The sequence below is a fragment of the bacterium genome, assembly GCA_024226335.1.
Classification (GTDB): Bacteria; Myxococcota_A; UBA9160; order SZUA-336; family SZUA-336; genus JAAELY01.
Genome location: JAAELY010000355.1, coordinates 15,979 through 32,406, shown reverse-complemented (window position 1 = coordinate 32,406; position 16,428 = coordinate 15,979). Strand labels below are relative to the sequence as shown.

General features: G+C 62.6%; 13 protein-coding genes and 1 tRNA gene. 1 reads left to right on the top strand and 13 read right to left on the bottom strand.

Annotation, left to right across the window (positions count from 1 at the left end; all coding sequences use genetic code 11):
* Nucleotides 1-77: transfer RNA gene (locus GY725_18560), tRNA-Pro, on the bottom strand.
* A gap of 235 nt (nucleotides 78-312) precedes the next feature.
* Between GY725_18560 and GY725_18555 the strand changes: the two genes are divergently transcribed.
* Nucleotides 313-2,055 carry a tetratricopeptide repeat protein gene (locus GY725_18555; protein MCP4006190.1) on the top strand — a complete coding sequence of 581 codons (1,743 nt, stop codon included), beginning with the start codon at nucleotides 313-315 and terminating at the stop codon, nucleotides 2,053-2,055.
* Nucleotides 2,056-2,083: 28 nt separating this feature from the next.
* On the opposite strand, the gene GY725_18550 is transcribed toward GY725_18555, so the two are convergent.
* The 12 genes from GY725_18550 to murA form a co-directional block, all read right to left on the bottom strand.
* Nucleotides 2,084-4,156 (bottom strand): S8 family serine peptidase, encoded by a 2,073-nt coding sequence (locus GY725_18550; protein ID MCP4006189.1) that lies wholly within the window; start codon nucleotides 4,154-4,156, stop codon nucleotides 2,084-2,086.
* Between the two features lie 136 nt (nucleotides 4,157-4,292).
* A complete protein-coding gene (locus tag GY725_18545) occupies nucleotides 4,293-5,468 on the bottom strand; it encodes a sigma-70 family RNA polymerase sigma factor (protein ID MCP4006188.1) in 1,176 nt (391 codons plus the stop codon).
* A gap of 357 nt (nucleotides 5,469-5,825) precedes the next feature.
* Nucleotides 5,826-7,667, bottom strand: a complete 1,842-nt coding sequence (rpoD, locus tag GY725_18540) for an RNA polymerase sigma factor RpoD (protein ID MCP4006187.1) — start codon at nucleotides 7,665-7,667, stop codon at nucleotides 5,826-5,828.
* Nucleotides 7,668-7,829: 162 nt separating this feature from the next.
* Nucleotides 7,830-9,659, bottom strand: a complete 1,830-nt coding sequence (locus GY725_18535; GenBank protein ID MCP4006186.1) for a DNA primase — start codon at nucleotides 9,657-9,659, stop codon at nucleotides 7,830-7,832.
* A gap of 139 nt (nucleotides 9,660-9,798) precedes the next feature.
* Nucleotides 9,799-9,993 (bottom strand): 30S ribosomal protein S21, encoded by a 195-nt coding sequence (locus GY725_18530; GenBank protein MCP4006185.1) that lies wholly within the window; start codon nucleotides 9,991-9,993, stop codon nucleotides 9,799-9,801.
* Between the two features lie 405 nt (nucleotides 9,994-10,398).
* Entirely contained in the window at nucleotides 10,399-11,196 is a 798-nt protein-coding gene (hisF, locus tag GY725_18525; protein MCP4006184.1) for an imidazole glycerol phosphate synthase subunit HisF, read from the bottom strand.
* Complete coding sequence (hisA, locus tag GY725_18520; protein MCP4006183.1) at nucleotides 11,190-11,915, bottom strand: 1-(5-phosphoribosyl)-5-[(5-phosphoribosylamino)methylideneamino]imidazole-4-carboxamide isomerase; 726 nt, start codon at nucleotides 11,913-11,915, stop codon at nucleotides 11,190-11,192. Before hisA ends, hisF begins: the two co-directional genes overlap by 7 nt.
* Nucleotides 11,906-12,580: a hypothetical protein gene (locus GY725_18515; GenBank protein ID MCP4006182.1), complete on the bottom strand. Its 675-nt coding sequence runs from the start codon at nucleotides 12,578-12,580 to the stop codon at nucleotides 11,906-11,908. The genes hisA and GY725_18515 overlap by 10 nt, the downstream gene beginning before the upstream one ends.
* Nucleotides 12,577-13,191 (bottom strand): imidazole glycerol phosphate synthase subunit HisH, encoded by a 615-nt coding sequence (gene hisH, locus GY725_18510; protein MCP4006181.1) that lies wholly within the window; start codon nucleotides 13,189-13,191, stop codon nucleotides 12,577-12,579. Before hisH ends, GY725_18515 begins: the two co-directional genes overlap by 4 nt.
* Nucleotides 13,188-13,790 carry an imidazoleglycerol-phosphate dehydratase HisB gene (hisB, locus tag GY725_18505; protein ID MCP4006180.1) on the bottom strand — a complete coding sequence of 201 codons (603 nt, stop codon included), beginning with the start codon at nucleotides 13,788-13,790 and terminating at the stop codon, nucleotides 13,188-13,190. Before hisB ends, hisH begins: the two co-directional genes overlap by 4 nt.
* A 55-nt stretch (nucleotides 13,791-13,845) precedes the next feature.
* A complete protein-coding gene (gene hisD, locus GY725_18500) occupies nucleotides 13,846-15,168 on the bottom strand; it encodes a histidinol dehydrogenase (GenBank protein MCP4006179.1) in 1,323 nt (440 codons plus the stop codon).
* 1 nt (nucleotide 15,169) lies between these two features.
* A complete protein-coding gene (gene murA / locus GY725_18495) occupies nucleotides 15,170-16,426 on the bottom strand; it encodes a UDP-N-acetylglucosamine 1-carboxyvinyltransferase (protein MCP4006178.1) in 1,257 nt (418 codons plus the stop codon).
* Between the last annotated feature and the right edge of the window lie 2 nt (nucleotides 16,427-16,428).

Below are 16,428 nucleotides of genomic sequence, written 5' to 3'. Positions count from 1 at the left end.
TGGTCGGGGCGCCCGGATTCGAACCGGGGACCTCTTGCTCCCGAAGCAAGCGCGCTACCAGGCTGCGCTACGCCCCGACGTAGGAAGAGAGGCAGCATAGGGCTCGCTCCGGAACGAGGCAACTCCGCTGGCCCGGTGGTTTTCCCCTGGATTCCGGTGGGTTTCGGGGGAAACGAAGAAGCGGGGCAGCGTCCAATTCGGGCTTGGAGCGGGGCGAGGCGGCGTTGACGCTAGTGTGCGGAAGGCGGATCCTGATTGGCGTTTAGAGGGTGCCAGATCAGCGCGGCCGACGCGCTTGCGGGAGTTCCAGGGTTGGGCGAGCTCGAAAAGACTCCGGTGCGTCGCAGTGCAGCCCACGAGCTTCTGGCCGTGTTGGTCCTGGTTGTCGCGACCGTCGGGGCCTACTGGGGAGTGTGGAATTACGAGTTCGTCCACTGGGACGACTGGGCGTACGTCGTCGAGAACGCCCAGGTACGGGCCGGCCTCACCTGGCAGGGATTGAGCTGGGCGTTCACCACCGACACCATGGCCCTCTGGCATCCGCTGACCTGGCTCTCGCATATGCTGGACAGCCAGGTATTTGGCGCCGAGGGTGCGGGTGGAGCTCACGTGACCAGCCTCGGGCTTCACGTCCTCAACGGCGGGCTGCTGCTGCTGCTCCTGCGCAGTGCCACCGGCAGTTTCTGGCGTTCGCTCTTCGTGTCGCTCGCATTCGCGCTGCACCCGCTACAGGTGGAGTCGGTGGCCTGGGTGGCCGAGCGCAAGAACGTTCTCAGCACCGCCTTCTGGTTGCTCGGCATGATCAGTTATGTGCGCTACGCGAAGACGGAGGGGCGCGGCTGGTATGCGGCTTCGATTGCGTGTCTGGCCCTCGGGTTGATGGCCAAGCCGATGCTGGTCACCATGCCGATGCTGCTCTTGCTGCTCGACTACTGGCCACTGCAGCGCTTCGACTGGGACGCGCTCTGGCCCGGTCGATTGCGTTCTCTGGTCGTCGAGAAACTGCCCATGTTCCTGCTGGTCGCGGTGTTTTCACTGCTGACCTTATTGGTGCAACGCGGCGTGGCCGACACTCAGACCCTGCCACTGGCGCATCGGGTCTCCACCGCACTGACCGCCTATCTGCGCTATATCGCCAAGACGCTATGGCCCGTCGACCTGGCGCCGCTCTACCCCAATCTTCCCGGTATGTGGGCAGCTTGGCAGGTGCTCGGGTGTGCGCTGTTATTGCTCGCGATCTCCCTCGCAGTCCTGATGCTACATCGCCGCCGGTACTTGATTGTGGGCTGGCTCTGGTTCGTCGGCAGCCTGGTTCCGGTAATCGGCATCGTCGCAAACGGCGCAGACGCGCACTCGATGGCGGATCGATACATGTACGTGCCGATCATCGGTCTTCTGATCGCGATCACCTGGGGAGCCGTCGATGTTCTACGCGACAGCCCGCGCGGCCGCCAGATTGCGGTGATCTCCAGCGTGGCACTCGCACTGTACTGGGGCTGGCAGACCCAGGCCCAGGCCGTGCGCTGGCGCAATAGCGTTTCGCTCTACACGCACACTCTCGAGGTCACGAGCGACAACGCAGTCATCCACAACAACCTCGGCATCGTCACGAGGCTGGGCGGACGACTCGACGAGGCGCTCTCACACTTCATCGCAGCTTCGAAGATCGATCCGCAGGACGCCAAATTTCGCACCAACGTCGCTGGCCTCTTGCATCTAAAAGGCCGCGTGGACGAAGCGATTGCGCAGTATCGACAGATCCTCGTGCAGACACCCGATGATGCCCTCTTGCATAACAACCTGGGAATTGCACTTCGACAGCGCGGTAATCCGAAAGAAGCACTCGCTCATTTCCGAGAGGCGGTGCGTCTGGACCCCGAACTTCCCGAGGCACACAACCAGCTCGGCGTGGCGTTGGCCAGTCGCGGACAGTTGCGCGAGGCACTTGGCGAGTTCGAGCGCGCAGTCGCGTTGCGCGCAGATTTTGCCGACGCTCGCAGGAACCTCAGCCGGGCGCGGGCACTATTGCTAAAGGAACCCTTGGACCGACCCTGAGAAGTCTGCGCGTGGCCTGGCTGGCGGACTAGCGATCGGGACTGGCGGGTGGCGAATCCTCGTCCCGGTCCCCCGGCTGTCTCATCGAAGCCTTCACCTTTACGCGCTTCCACCACGGATCCGCAACCCGGATCTCTTCGCGCATCGTGATCGCCTCGCAGGGGCCGTGGGGCTCCTGATCGGCAATCGTGAGCGCGGCGGGGATCGAAAGCTGGCCGCGCGAATCCACCCCGCGGCGCAGGGCGGCGCTGATCGCCCAGGGTTCCAGGTCAGGTCGCAAGCCGGTGATCAACGCGGCCGCACCTGCGGTCAGACCCGCAGCGGCGTCGGGTCCCGAGAACACTCCCGTGCGGCGATCCGTTGTGGGCGAAGCGTCGTTGCGCGGAGTCGAGACCGCAGCCTGTAGATGGTGACCCCCTTGATTCGTCAGAACTGCGAGATCCGGATCCGCGGAATCGAAGTCGCCGTCGAGCGAATCCACCACTAGCGTCGCGCGCAATGGCCGACGGTAGAAGTCTTTGGAAATCACACCGCTCCAGGAGTCGTAGACCGCACCGGTATCGGGTTCTGGCAGGCTCTTCAACCAGTTGCGCCGCCACTTGCCCGGGTATTCACCGGCCGTGCTGGCTGCACACACCGGTACGGCACAGTTGTCTTCCGCGTAGAGCAGAGCGTCGTGCAGAATCCAACTGGGTTTGTCACTCGCCCAGGCACAGGTGATCACGCGCGCGTGCTCGGCGGTGGCGTACACGATTCCGGCTGCTCGCGACCACAGCGGAGAGCGCAACTCCCCGGCCTTTGAGCCGGACTCTCGCATGCGCGGATCGACGTCACCCAGCGAACTCCGGCTACGGCGCAGGTTCTCCTGCACGTCGACGACCAGGAGTTCCGCGCGCGGTGCCGTACCGAGGCGGTGACCCATTCCACCGGCTCCAAGCGCCAGCGAGGCGACCTTCGTGCCGTGCCCCCAATGCTTGCCGGGGCGACCACTCAGAGCCCCGTCCCAGTCGGATAGATCGTTGACGAGTCCGAGAGCGATCCGCGGTTTGCCATCGACACGCGAGATCGCCAGGTGCGCCAGATTGGCCCCGTGTTCGTCACCGGGAATGCCGTTGCCGTCGATGTCCTGGCCCATCCGCTCAGTAGCGCGACTCACCAGATTCGGCACGAGAGCTGCGTGGTTGATGTCGACGCCGCTATCGACCACACCGATACGCACTCCGGCCCCCTGGCCGCGCGTCCACGCTTCCGGAGCACCGAGCGCGCGCAAATCCCAGCTCGCCGAGTCACTGTAATCCACGTCCATGATGCGACTGTACTTCGTGCTGCCACGCACGGGCGCACGGGCCTCTCGCGTGGGACGTACGAGTTCAGTTGGCCAGCTCTGTGTCTTCTCGACGCGTACGAATGAGACATCCAGGGGCGTGTAGCTCTCGTGTTCGATTTCGCGATCGCCACGCAGTAACTCGACTGCCTGATAGTAGTTCACGCCCTCGGGGAACTCGATTGCGACCCAGCGGTCGATGCCTACGTAGTCGCGCATTCCACTGCGATCAAAGGGGAAGGCGGGCATCACCCAGGCACCCAGCCGCCGCAGTTTGGAATCGAGCCCGTAGTGGCCGAGTTTCTGCGTTCCTTCTGGTGAATCGAGATAGCGCTTCAAGCGCCGCAGTTTGAACAGCGCCACGCCACCGGCGTAGGGATCCGTCACAGGAAGCTCTGCGGTTTCCACGAAAGTCACCTGAGCGTGTGCATTCAACTCGCCGTTGTGACACAGGATGTCGATGGGTCCGGGCTGAAGAGGTGACTTGATCTCTATGGTGGGGAGAGTACCGATCACTCCGCCCGTATACAGACAACTCGCACCTGCGATGGCACGACCCGCGAGAGTCAGGCGAGCACTCTCGCCCATGGACGCGACGATGTTCGCCGGTTCAACCCGAAGCTGGGCTGGATCGGATGGCGCCATGGCCGGTTGCCAGAGATCCAGCGGTGGGGAGACGTCGAGCAATCGCGTGTTACACGCACCCAGCCATACAGAACCGAGTACGAGGCACAGAAGGGAAATCGGGATCGAACGAGTCGGGTGGTTTGCATCCATGGACGGAAGTTCGACTCTGGAACCCGACGTCGCGAATCCGTACACACGAGAACGCCGGAGATGCGTTCATTCTCGCCTTCGGAGTTCGGGAACGTCATGAGCGCCGCGCGACACGATGGGCTTTGCGGGACGATTCTCAGTCCATGAATGGGCGAAGCACCTTGGCTCTCCTGGGATGTCTCAGTCGGCTGAGCGCTTTCGCTTCTATCTGGCGGATTCGCTCGCGAGTTACAGAGAAACTCTTACCGACTTCGTCCAGGGTGTGATCGCTGGATGTCCCGATGCCGAAGCGCATACGCAACACGGCCTCTTCGCGCGGTGCGAGGGTCGACAGTATGTGCCGCGTCTGAGCGGTGAGGTCCCGTTCGATCAGCTCGTCACCCGTTCGGGGCGAAGTATGATCCTCGACGAGATCTCTCAACTGGCCGTCGCCACCTTCTCCGACCGGAGTTTCCAAAGAGATCGGCTCTTTTGCGATTCTCAGAGCTATCCGAACCTTTTCCAGCGGAAGCTCCAACTGATCGGCCATCTCCTGTTCCGTCGCTTCGCGTCCGAGTCTGTGGAGGAAGTCGCTCTGTGCGCGCCGAATCTTGTTCATGATCTCGATCATGTGTACGGGAATGCGGATCGTACGCGCCTGGTCGGCGAGCGCGCGCGTGATCGACTGGCGAATCCACCAGGTGGCGTACGTGGAGAACTTGTAGCCGCGGCGGTACTCGAATTTGTCGACCGCCTTTATCACACCCAGATTGCCTTCCTGAATCAAATCCAGGAGGCCCATGCCACGATTCGTGTACCTCCGGGCCACGGAAACGACCAGCCGCAGATTGGCTTCGATCAACTCGGCCTTCACTGCGGTCGCGCGCTCATGCGCGAAACGCAACGCGTCGACAGAGCTCTGGGCTCGTGGGTCTTGTTCCACAATTCGGCTCAGTCGGCGCGAGATCAGACTTACGAGGTCTTTCTGAATGCCGAGTGTGCTGAAGCGCTGCGCATGCGTAGATGCATTTCTCGCGAGCTCCGCCCCCCCTCGAGCTTCATGGAGCTGAGCGCGCCGAAGCTGTGTGAAGGCGGCAAGTAGCGGTTTACGCAGTGCGTCGTCTTCCCCGTCGCGATCTCCCCAGTACGGAAAGAGGCTTCTCACCTCTTGCTCGCCGGACCGGATCTGATCTGCCAGGTCAAGTAGCTCGACGACGGCGAGCGGTGACTCGAGAATGCAGATCAGTTCCCCGTCCTCGGCCGCTTCGATACGCTTGGCCAGCTCGACCTCTTGTTCGCGGGTCAGCAGGGGAACACGAACGATCTCGCGCATATAGGTCGCGACCGGATCGACGGAGGGTGCTCTATCCGGATCGGCGGGGCCGCGCACTGCGGTGCGCTTGGGCCAGGCCCGAACGGCCACGCCCTGGCGCCGAAATAGGGCTGCAACACGGGCCATCTTCTCAGCAGAACGCAGGGTAGCCTCTGGAAGAGTCTCCAGTACCTCGCGAGAATCGACACTCCCCACCTTCTTCGCGCTTCGGAGGAGGTGCAGGAAACTGGGCCGATGAGCTGTATTTGGACTTGCGTTGCGTTTCGGCATGAAGGAGGAGACTCCTGGAACAGAACCTACATCTCTGTAGTGCCCCGGGAGCGCGAAACGTAACGCGAAGAAAGTCGTTTGTGGGGACTACTCCACGAATGCCCGGAGTACGCGAGCGCGACTCGGGTGGCGGAGTTTGCGCAACGCTTTGGCCTCGATCTGGCGGATGCGCTCGCGGGTGACCTCGAAATCCTGGCCGACTTCTTCCAGGGTGTGGTTGGCGCGCTCCCCGATTCCAAAGCGCATCTTCAGCACCTTCTCTTCGCGAGGCGTCAGCGTGGAGAGCACCCGACGCGTGTGCGAGGCGAGGTTGCGCTGAATGACCTCGTCCGAGATCGAGGGCATCTTCTTGTCCTCGAGGAAGTCCCCCAGATGGCTGTCCTCGTCTTCGCCGATCGGCGTTTCGAGTGAGATCGGCTCTTTAGCGATCTTCAACACCATCTGGACCTTCTCCAGAGTCATGTCCATTTCGGCAGCTATCTCGATGGGTGCAGGCTCGCGACCGAGCTTCTGGACCAGGTAGCGCTGAGCCCGCACGAGCTTGTTCATGGTCTCGATCATATGGACCGGAATGCGGATCGTGCGCGCCTGATCCGCAATTGCGCGCGTGATGGCCTGGCGAATCCACCAGGTGGCGTATGTGGAGAACTTGTAACCGCGCTGGTACTCGAACTTGTCGACGGCCTTCATCAGACCGATGTTGCCTTCTTGGATCAGATCCAGAAATTGCAGGCCGCGGTTCGTGTACTTCTTGGCGATCGATACGACCAGGCGAAGATTGGCTTCGACAAGTTCGCTTTTGGCGTGCTTGGCGCGCTCCAGCGCGGCTTCCAGATCGACCAGCGACTTGCGAGCTTCATCTCGCGAGCAGTGCGCGTCCGTTTCAATCTTGGTGATGTGCTTCTCCGCAGCCTGGATCTCGAGATGGGTGGCCTCGATGGCTTCGGGGTCTGCACCGAGGTCCGCGAGTGCTTTCCGCCCGGGCACCGAGCGGCGCTTTGACTGCTTGGCCAACTCAGCGAACTCGACAACATCGGTCAATCGATAGGGCTTGAGCAACCGGCGAAGGACCTGACGTTGCTCCTCGATCGCCTCGACAAAATGCTCGATATGCAGTGAAAGACCGTAGATTGCGTTCTTGTGAATGCCGGTCGCTCGAATGCGCGCGCCGTGCTTCAGGCGGATCTCGTTGATTTCGCTCTGCGTGCGCTCACGAGCCTCCTTGCCGGTGCGCGGATTCGCGAGTACGCGCTGACGCTTGGAGATATCGGACTGCGATCGACGCAACTGCGTGAGCGCCGACAGCAGCTTCTTGCGCTTGTCGTCGTGGTTCTCCGCATCACCCTCGGTGACCGGAGGGAACAGGTCCTTGACCTCGCGCTTGCCCGCGCGGATCAGATCGCCCATGGCGAGTAGTGCTTCAACGGCGACCGGCGACTTGAGAATTTCGCCGAGTGCATCGTTCTCGCCCGCTTCAATTCGCTTGGCGATCTCAACCTCACCCTCGCGCGTCAGCAGCGAGACCTGGCCCATCTCACGCAGGTATACACGCACGGGATCGTTGGAACGATAACCGTCGAATTCATCACCCGCGGCGCGGCGCCGAGGCTCCGGCTTGCGAGTTGCGATGGGAGGAGTCCATGCGTTGATCGTGACGCAGTGGCGACGGAACATTCCGACCACGGCTTCGAGCTTCTGAGGCGAACCTTTGATGTGATCCGGCAGAGCGTGCAGAACATCCGCACCTTCGACTCGACCCGCTTCCTTGCCCTTGCGCAGGAGCTGTCTGAGACTCAACTGGACGCCATTGAGCTGTCTGCCGTTGTTTGTGCCGTTTGCACCGTTGGCGCCGTTTGATTTGGCGGCCACAGCGGTCTTTGTGGAGGCCTTGCCTACCGGCTTGGAGGCGGCCTTGGCGGTCGTCTTCACAGTCGTCTTCTTGGCTGCGCGCGGCTTGCTGGTACTACGCGTTGTCTTCGCAGTACGAGCGGCCGTGCCGCGAGTCTTCCCTTTCGGGGAAGCACTCTTCGGAGTGTTTGTGCGGGCCATGGGGGGGTGACTCCTTGGTAAATAACGATCGGGAACGGGTTTTCAGAGCTGCGGAACCTGCTTGTTCGGAGGATGCTTGCTCGGAAGCGTCTTGCTCGAGAGCGGCTGAGTCAACAACTCACTCGCAAGCCTGTGCTTCCGGGCCACTGTTTCTTGCTTTTCCTCCAGCATCGCGTCGAGCTCTCGCTCGTCCGTGCAGGTTTGCAGCAGAGCCGTCAGCTCGTGGGATCGCCTGTCCAGCGCTTGAATTCCCAGCCGGGCCACACAGTCCTTGACCGTGCGCTCGGCCGTCTTGGAATCCGCGAGCGGCTGCTCGGCAATGATCCGCGACAACGTCGCCTTCAGCTCTTCACTGAGTGCATCCCCGACCGGTGATAGCAACTGCGCTATTCCGGTCTGGCCGTGTTCCCGCAACGCGGTCGCAAGCTGTTCCAGCAGGAATCGATCTTGCTCATCCGGCAACCAGCCGGGTTCGAGATCTTCCAACAAGGACAACAGATGCGGGAACGCACCCAGGGCACCCAGTATCAATTTAGTGGTCTGACCGACCCGTAGGGGTCGCAAATTGCGCGAAGATTGCGTCGAAGCTGCTTCTGATTGGAGTCGGTTGCCTCTTCCAGCAGTAGTCGCTGCACTTCTGACGCTTTTCTGGACGACGTCCGGGCTCAGTTCGAGATAGCTCGAGAACTGACGGATGTAGTGGGCACGCTCAACCGGATCGGCAACTGCATGCAGATATGCTTCGACCTTGCGCGTCGCGTCGGCCGTGTCCCAGGCGTGGTGCGCAACGCCTTCGAGCGCATGCTCGATCAGGTGATCGAGTAGAGGTCTGGCAGCCTCCACACAATCGCGCAAGGCGGCCGCACCTTTGTTCACGAGCAGAGTGTCGGGATCCTCACCCGTCGGCAGGAAAGCTGCGCGCACGCGCAGACCTTCACTGAGCAAGGAGCCTAGGCAACGTTCCGCCGCTTTCTGTCCGGCTTCGTCGCCGTCAAACAACAAGACGACTTCGTTCGTGTAGCGGCGAATCCGCCTGGCATGATCCCGACCCAGCGCAGTACCGCAGGGCGCCACGCCGTTGCGGATACCGGCACGGTGCAAAGCGATCAGATCGAAGTAGCCCTCAACGACGACGACTCGACCCGCTTCACGGATCGCGTCGAGTGCGAGAGGAAGACCGAAGAGCACACGACTCTTGTGGTAGACCGGACTCTCGGGCGAGTTCAAGTACTTGGGACCGTCACCGTCGCCCAGAAGCCGGCCGCCAAAACCCAGCGTATTGCCGCCCGGCTCGGTGATTGGAAATACGATACGCCCTCGGAAACGATCGTAGTGACCGTCCCCCGTCTGGCGCTTTCCGATCAGACCGACCTGCTCGGCGGCCCTCAGCATCGGGTCGTTTCGGTTGAGTTTCGAAACCAGACCATCCCAGCGAGCGGGTGCAAGCCCGATCGCAAAACGCTCGATCAGATCTTCGGGCACACCGCGCTCTTCCAGATAGCGGCGAGCCGCAGCACCGTCGGGACCTCGAAGCATGTCGCGGAAGAAACCCGACGCGATCTCATTCGCTTGATAAAGCTCGGTCGAGCGGCTCTCCGAACCGCCGCCAGTCTCGGGTACGGTCACACCGTATTCGCGGGCGAGCAGGCGAACTGCATCTGGAAAATCGAGACCGTCGTGGCGAATGCGAAACGCGAAGACGTCCCCACCGGCGCCGCATCCGAAGCAGTAGAAAATCTGCTTGTCTTCGTGGACCTGGAAGGACGGAGTCTTTTCGTCGTGGAAGGGACAGAGGCCCCAGTGTCGGGGACCCTGCTTCTTTAAGGTCACGTAGCGACCGACCATCGAAACGATGTCAGCTCGCTCGCGCACCTCGTCTACAACACTGTCCGGAATCCGTCCCACTAACTGACCTGCGCCCTCTGGCAGCACCCTTGGGTGGCCGCTCGCTCTCTCGGACCAGCTTGAACGAAACGGGGCCCGGAGCTCTACGCTCCGGGCCCCGAATAAATCAGTTCTGTGTTCGCAGCTTCTTCAATGCCCGCTTTCGTGCGGCCAGCGCCTTCTTCTTGCGGCGGACGCTGGGCTTCTCATAGTGCTCGCGCTTGCGAAGCTCATACATCAGACCCGCCTTTTCACACTGCTTCTTGAAGCGCTTGAGCGCGATCTCGAAGGACTCGTTCTCTTTTAGTTTGATACCAGGCAGAGCGTTTTCCTCTCTGAGTCTTATTGCGAATGGATCTTTATGAAGTCTTGTCGCGGGCTTTCCAGGCTCGGTCTCGCGGGAATCTGATGCTTCACACGCTGTGGAGAGTGAGGTGAAATCGACTTTCGCCTCGTCCCATGCCCGCGTCAAAAAACCTGCCGAGTTCTGCAGGGGCCAGCGCTTCGAACGGGCCGGGAGGGTCCTCGCTGTGCGTGGAGTCAGAGTGGGATCGCTGGAAAAACCTTTGAAATTCAGTGGTTTACAGTCCGTACTGCGAAATAGGAAACTAGCACAAGTGTTTTGGGCTGCGCAATATACGACTGGCCACATATGGCTGGAATCAGCAAATGGTCGGACCAGAGGCCCTATTCTGGCCTGTGCATGCCGTTGGCGCCAGCGAAACGTTCAGGGGGCTTCGATGACGGGTCGGACCAGGATCCCGGAAGCGGCCAGATGAGCCTTGGCCTGGGCGATCGAGAAGGTTCCGAAATGGAAAATGCTGGCTGCCAGTACCGCTGAGGCAGCCCCACCGCCCGGCGCATCATCCAGTCCTTCGCGCAGGTGCTCGAGGGTGCCCGCGCCGCCCGAGGCGATCACGGGGATGCGCAGCGCATCGCTGATGGCCCGCGTTAGCGGCAAATCGTAGCCGTCGCCGGTTCCGTCGCGATCCATGCTGGTGAGCAGAATCTCGCCGCAGCCGGATTTCTCCATGAGAACAGCCCACTCGAGCGCATCGACCCCGGTCGGCCGGCGGCCTCCGTGTGAATAGACCTCCCAACCCTTGGATGGATCGCCCACTGCGCGCCGCCGGGCATCGATCGCCACGATCAGATTGGCCGAACCCAGGCGCTCAGCGGTTTCGCTGACCAGTTCCGGGCGCTGTAGCGCAGCACTATTCAACGAGACCTTGTCGGCCCCGGCGGCGAGCAGGGCGCGCACGTCGTCGAGCGAACTCACGCCTCCGCCCACCGAAAAAGGGATCGCGATGCGATCGGCTACCTGCGCGACCAGGCCGAGCATGGTGCCGCGATTCTCGTGGGTGGCGTTGATATCCAGAAAGCAGAGCTCATCCGCACCCTGTGCGTCATAAGCCGCGGCGACCTCAACTGGATCACCCGCATCGACCAGGTCGACAAACTGGACGCCCTTCACCACGCGCCCTTCCTTTACGTCCAGACACGGGATGATGCGTTTGGTCAGCACGCCCCGACCCGCTGGATTGCATCGGCGAGATCCAGCGCACCTGTGTAGATCGCCCGGCCGACGATCGCACCGGCGATCACGCGCGTGCGCGCGAGTTCCAACAGGTCTTCGGTACAGCTGACTCCACCCGATGCGATCACCGAGAATTTCGTCGCACGCGCGAGCTGTTCGGTCGCCGCGATGTTCGGTCCCTGCATCATGCCGTCGAGCGCAATATCGGTGTGCAAGACCGCACCCAGAGGCGATCCCGCGTAGCGCGTGAGCAGTTCCAGAGGTGTGACCTCGCTGGTCTCCATCCAACCGTGGACGGCGATGCGGCCGTCCCGCGCATCTACTCCGAGCACGATGCGATCCGGGTACTGTTCGGCAACCTCGCGCAGAAGCTCCGGTTGTTCGAGCGCAGCGGTTCCGATGATCACGCGTTGCAGACCCCGACCGAGCACGGATGCCACGCGCTCTGCACTGCGCACGCCTCCACCCACCTGAACGGGGACGCCGCCGGCCGCACTCACGATCGCGTCGATCGCATTCTGATTGCCTTCGCCGCCATCTCTCGCGGCGTCCAGATCGACCACGTGAATGCGTGTCGCTCCTGCGGCCACGAAGCTGCGGGCAGTTTCAGCGGCGTCGTCCGAGAAGACCGTCTCGCGCTCGTAGTCGCCTTGAACCAGGTTGACGACGCGCCCGGCACGCAGATCGATTGCGGGGATTACCTCCACTGGCGGATCTCCGCAGCGAGTTGTCGAACGAGTTCTCCCGATCCGTAGCTTGCAAGAGTTTCGGCGGACACCCAGCGAAAGCGTCGCTGGTAGGCGCGCTGGAAGGAACCGAGGTCCTCACTCAACCCCCGTTGTGTTTCATCGTAGATCCCGCGCCAGAGCAACACACCGTCCGGAGTCCGCAGTTCGAGATCGAACCAGACCGCAGCCGGCCGCCGTGCCGAAGCTCTCGAACCCACTCGCGCGCGATAGCGCTGCAAGTTGACGAAGAGCAGCGCATCGACGCCAAACGCCGAGGCGAGAGCCCTCGAGCTGCAGAGCGGGTCTCCGCCGGCTGGACACCTGGGCTGTCGGGAATCCAGATCGGCCTTGAGCCAATGAGCCAGAGCTTCCGGTGGCGCAAAGGGAATGCCGCTCCAGATCGTGAGGGCCTCGACCAGACGCGAAGCGACCACACGGCTCCCGTCCTCGTCCACGCGCAGCTCCCCGCCAGACGGTGTCGGCGCGATCTCCACCGGCATGATGCCGATTCTGTTCACCGCGTAGGCTCGCGACGGGTCGAACGTGTGCACGGTAACGGGCTTGGCGCAGGCGCCGAACAAGAGCAGCGCGCACAGGCCGACAAGCCCCCTTGCAAGAAGGAGCCTCGCAGTCGGGCTGCTCATACCGACCACTCACAGAACCGCTCCAGGAGAGCAACTCCTTCGTGTTGGCTCTTTTCGGGATGGAACTGCACACCGACACAGTTGCGAAAGCCAATGGCCGAAGGAAATTCCTCTCCGTAGCTGGTTCGCGCGAGCCAGTACTCGGATGGGACCTGATTCGCCCGATATCCGTGTACGAAATAGAAATAGCCCCCGCGGATCACGGGATGCTCGGTTTCGGGTTTCACGAGGTTCCAACCCATATGCGGTACTGCGAGTTGGATGTCTTCTGGGAACGCGGCGACCCGACCCGGGATCAGGCCCAGGCAATCGCAGTCTCCCTCCTCCGCCGTTTCCAGGAGCAGTTGCATGCCGAGGCAGATCCCGAGGAACATGCGTCCGGAACGCACGTATTCCCGAATCGCTTGCACGAGACCGGCCGCGTGCAGCTTCTGCATCGCATCGCCACAAGCGCCAACGCCGGGAACGACGAGCCGATCGGCGCTGCGCAAGGTATCGGGATCGCGCGTAACGCGCGCGCGCCCACCCACGCGCTCGATGGCGCGGGCGACGTTGCGCAGATTCCCCATCCCATAGTCAACGACAAGGATCTCATCGGGGGACGAACTCATAGAGAGCCTTTGGTCGAGAGTGCACCCTTGATGCGCGGATCCAATGCGGTGGCTTCGTCGAGTGCGCGGCCCAGAGCTTTGAACACACCCTCAACGATGTGATGCACGTTGTGCCCGTAGGCGCACTCGACGTGCAGATCGATGCCGGCGTTCATACAGAACGCGTACAGAAAGTCCTCGACCAGAGACGCGTCAAACTCCCCTACCTTGTTGCGCCGCAGGTCCACGCGGTAAACAAGGTAGGCACGATTCGACAGATCCAGGTCCACACTGACGCGCGCATCGGCCATGGGAATGCGGGAGGACCCGAAGCGGCGCAGACCAGCAGCGTCGCCAAGAGCTTCGCGGAGCGCTTGACCGAGCACGATTCCCACGTCTTCGACCGTGTGGTGCTGGTCGACTTCGAGGTCGCCCTTGGCTCGCACCTTCAGATCGAACAACCCGTGGCGGGTGAACGAGTCCAGAAGGTGGTCAAAAAACGGCATCCCCGTGTTGATCTGCGCATCACCGCTACCGTCGAGCTGCAGATCTATCTGGATGTCGGTCTCGCGCGTCTTGCGGGTGATGCTTCCCTCTCGCGATGGGTTGTCGGCACTCATCGAACGGCTCCTGATTCTGGCTTCCAGGCGGTTTTCTGTCTCGAGATTGAGGACATCAGCCCTTGGACTCCGGATCACCGCCGGGCTCGGCGCGGGCGCGCAACGCCCGGGCGTGTGCGTCGAGCCCTTCGAGGTCGGCGAGCAGCGCGGCTGCGGGTGCGACGCGGGCCAGCGCGGCTGCGTCAAACTCGATCAGGCTCATGCGCTTGATGAAATCGTCGACCCCGAGCACGGAAAAGAAGCGAGCGGTCCCGCCGGTCGGCAGTGTGTGGCTCGGGCCTGCGATGTAGTCCCCGAGCGGAACGGGACTATAGGGACCGACGAAGACCGCGCCGGCGTTTCGCACCCGGGGCAGCCAACGATTGCCGTCGCTGACGAAGAGTTGCAGATGCTCGGCGGCGTAGCGATTGGCCAGATCGACGGCCTCCTCCAGATCGCGACATACGATCACGGCACCTCGATCCGTAAGCGAGGTACGCGCGATCTCGGCCCGGGCGAGCGAGCCGATCTGCCGACCCACCGCGGCGACCACTTCCCTCGCGAGATCGGAGTCCGGAGTTGCGAGGACCACGCTCGACATCGGGTCGTGTTCGGCCTGGGCCAGAAGATCGGCTGCGAGCAGATTCGCGTCCGCACCGGACTCGGCGACCACGAAGACTTCGCTGGGTCCGGCTTCGGCGTCGATCCCCACCTGCCCGAACACCTGACGCTTGGCTTCCTGGACGTAGGCGTTGCCCGGCCCCACGATCTTGTCGACCCGCGGCACACTCTGGGTGCCGTAGGCGAGAGCCGCGACGGCTTGCACTCCACCCATGCGGAACAGCCGCGTCACAGCCGCGAGTCGCGCCGCTTCCAGAACCGCCGGTGGCAGAGTCTGGCCAGGGCTGGTCATGACGCGCTCTTCGACTCCCGCGACACGCGCGGGGATTCCGACCATCAAGACACTCGAGGCCAGCGGGGCGGTGCCCCCGGGAATGTAGATAGCGGCGCTGTCCACGGGTCGGATCAGCTGGCCGAGTGTTTCACCGGCGTCTTTCCGGGTCCAGGACCTGGGCGCCTGTTCGCGATGAAATCGCTCGACACGGGCCGCGGCATCGGCCAGAGCCTGGCGCTCGGGATCCGGGAGCTGCGCCGCCCCAGCATCGATCTCCTCGCGGCCCAGCTCCAGTTGATCGGCTCTGAGGCGGTAGCCGTCGAAACGCTCTATGGCATCGAGCACCGCGTCATCACCGCGTTGACGCACATCTGCGATGATCTTCGCCACGGCGTCCTGAATGCGGTTCTCGTCGATCGTGCGGCGCTCGATGAGCGTCGCGAACTCGCTGTCGAAATCCGCATCGACGCTGGAGAGCAGGCGCAACAGGACCTTCGCCACCATCTCACTCCGCCTCGCGCAAGATGCGTCCGCCGAGCCGCTCCAGCTTGGACTCGATCCGTTCGTATCCGCGATCGATGTGGTAGACGCGCCGAACGTGGGTCACTCCGGTCGCCGCCAGACCGGCAAGCACGAGCGAAGCGCTCGCCCGCAGATCGGTCGCCATGACGGGCGCTCCGGAGAGCCGGGTCGGTCCCGAGATGATTGCCGTGCGACCGTCGATCTCGATTTCCGCGCCCATGCGGCACAACTCCGGTACGTGCATGTAGCGGTTTTCGAAGATGGTCTCGGTCACGGCGGAAACGCCCTCGGTCTGCGTCAACAACGTCATGATCTGCGCCTGCATATCCGTCGGAAAACCGGGGAAGGGTGCGGTCTTCACGCGCACCCCGCGCGCGACGTCACCGGGGCGCAGGCTGATCGAGTCGTCATTCACGCGCACGTCGAACCCGATCTCACTCAATTTCCCGGTCACGGAGACCATATGCTGGGGATTGACCCCCGTTACTTCCACTTCGCCTCGGGTGACTGCACCCGCGCACAGCAGCGTTCCGGCTTCGATACGATCGCCCGCCATGAAATGACGCAGACCGGACAGACGCGTCACTCCCTGCACGCACAGACTGTCGGGGCCGCTCTTTTCGATGCGCGCACCCATCGTGCGCAGTACGGCGATCAACTCCTGGACCTCAGGCTCCATCGCAGCATTTTCGATGCTGGTCTCGCCCTCTGCGAGGCACGCAGCCATCAAGACGTTCTGGGTGCCATTGACGGTCGGCAGATCGAACACGACGCGCCCGCCGCGCAGTCGATCGGTTCGAGCTTCGACGTATCCGCCTTCGAGTTCGACCTTCGCGCCCAGCGCCTCCATGCCTTTCAGGTGCTGATCGACTGGCCGGGCCCCGATCGCACAACCACCGGGCAACGAGACCCGAGCGTGGCCGGAGCGCGCAAGAAGCGGTCCGAGCACCATGAATGACGCTCGCATCGTGCGGACCAGATCGTAAGGCGCTTCGATGCGGGTCGGCTCCCCTCCCTCCACGGTCAGGGTGTCAGGAGATTCCCAGCCGGTTCGCAGGCCGAGATGATCCAGAATGGAAGCCATCGTTTCCACGTCCCGCACGCGCGGCACGTTGGACAGCGTCATGGTTTCGTCGGTCAGCAATGTGGCCGCCATCAAGGCGAGCACGGAGTTCTTGGATCCACTGGCAGCGATACTGCCGGAGAGCGGTGTTCCGCCTTCGATGGTGAATCGATCCATGA

What these genes read in the sequence shown, in the direction of transcription:
- GY725_18550 (MCP4006189.1), bottom strand. Translation starts at nt 4,156, where the DNA reads ATGGATGCAAACCACCCGACTCGTTCGATCCCGATTTCCCTTCTGTGC.
- GY725_18545 (MCP4006188.1), bottom strand. Translation starts at nt 5,468, where the DNA reads ATGCGCGAGATCGTTCGTGTTCCCCTGCTGACCCGCGAACAAGAGGTC.
- GY725_18515 (MCP4006182.1), bottom strand. Translation starts at nt 12,580, where the DNA reads ATGAGCAGCCCGACTGCGAGGCTCCTTCTTGCAAGGGGGCTTGTCGGC.
- hisH (MCP4006181.1), bottom strand. Translation starts at nt 13,191, where the DNA reads ATGAGTTCGTCCCCCGATGAGATCCTTGTCGTTGACTATGGGATGGGG.
- hisB (MCP4006180.1), bottom strand. Translation starts at nt 13,790, where the DNA reads ATGAGTGCCGACAACCCATCGCGAGAGGGAAGCATCACCCGCAAGACG.
- hisD (MCP4006179.1), bottom strand. Translation starts at nt 15,168, where the DNA reads ATGGTGGCGAAGGTCCTGTTGCGCCTGCTCTCCAGCGTCGATGCGGAT.
- murA (MCP4006178.1), bottom strand. Translation starts at nt 16,426, where the DNA reads ATGGATCGATTCACCATCGAAGGCGGAACACCGCTCTCCGGCAGTATC.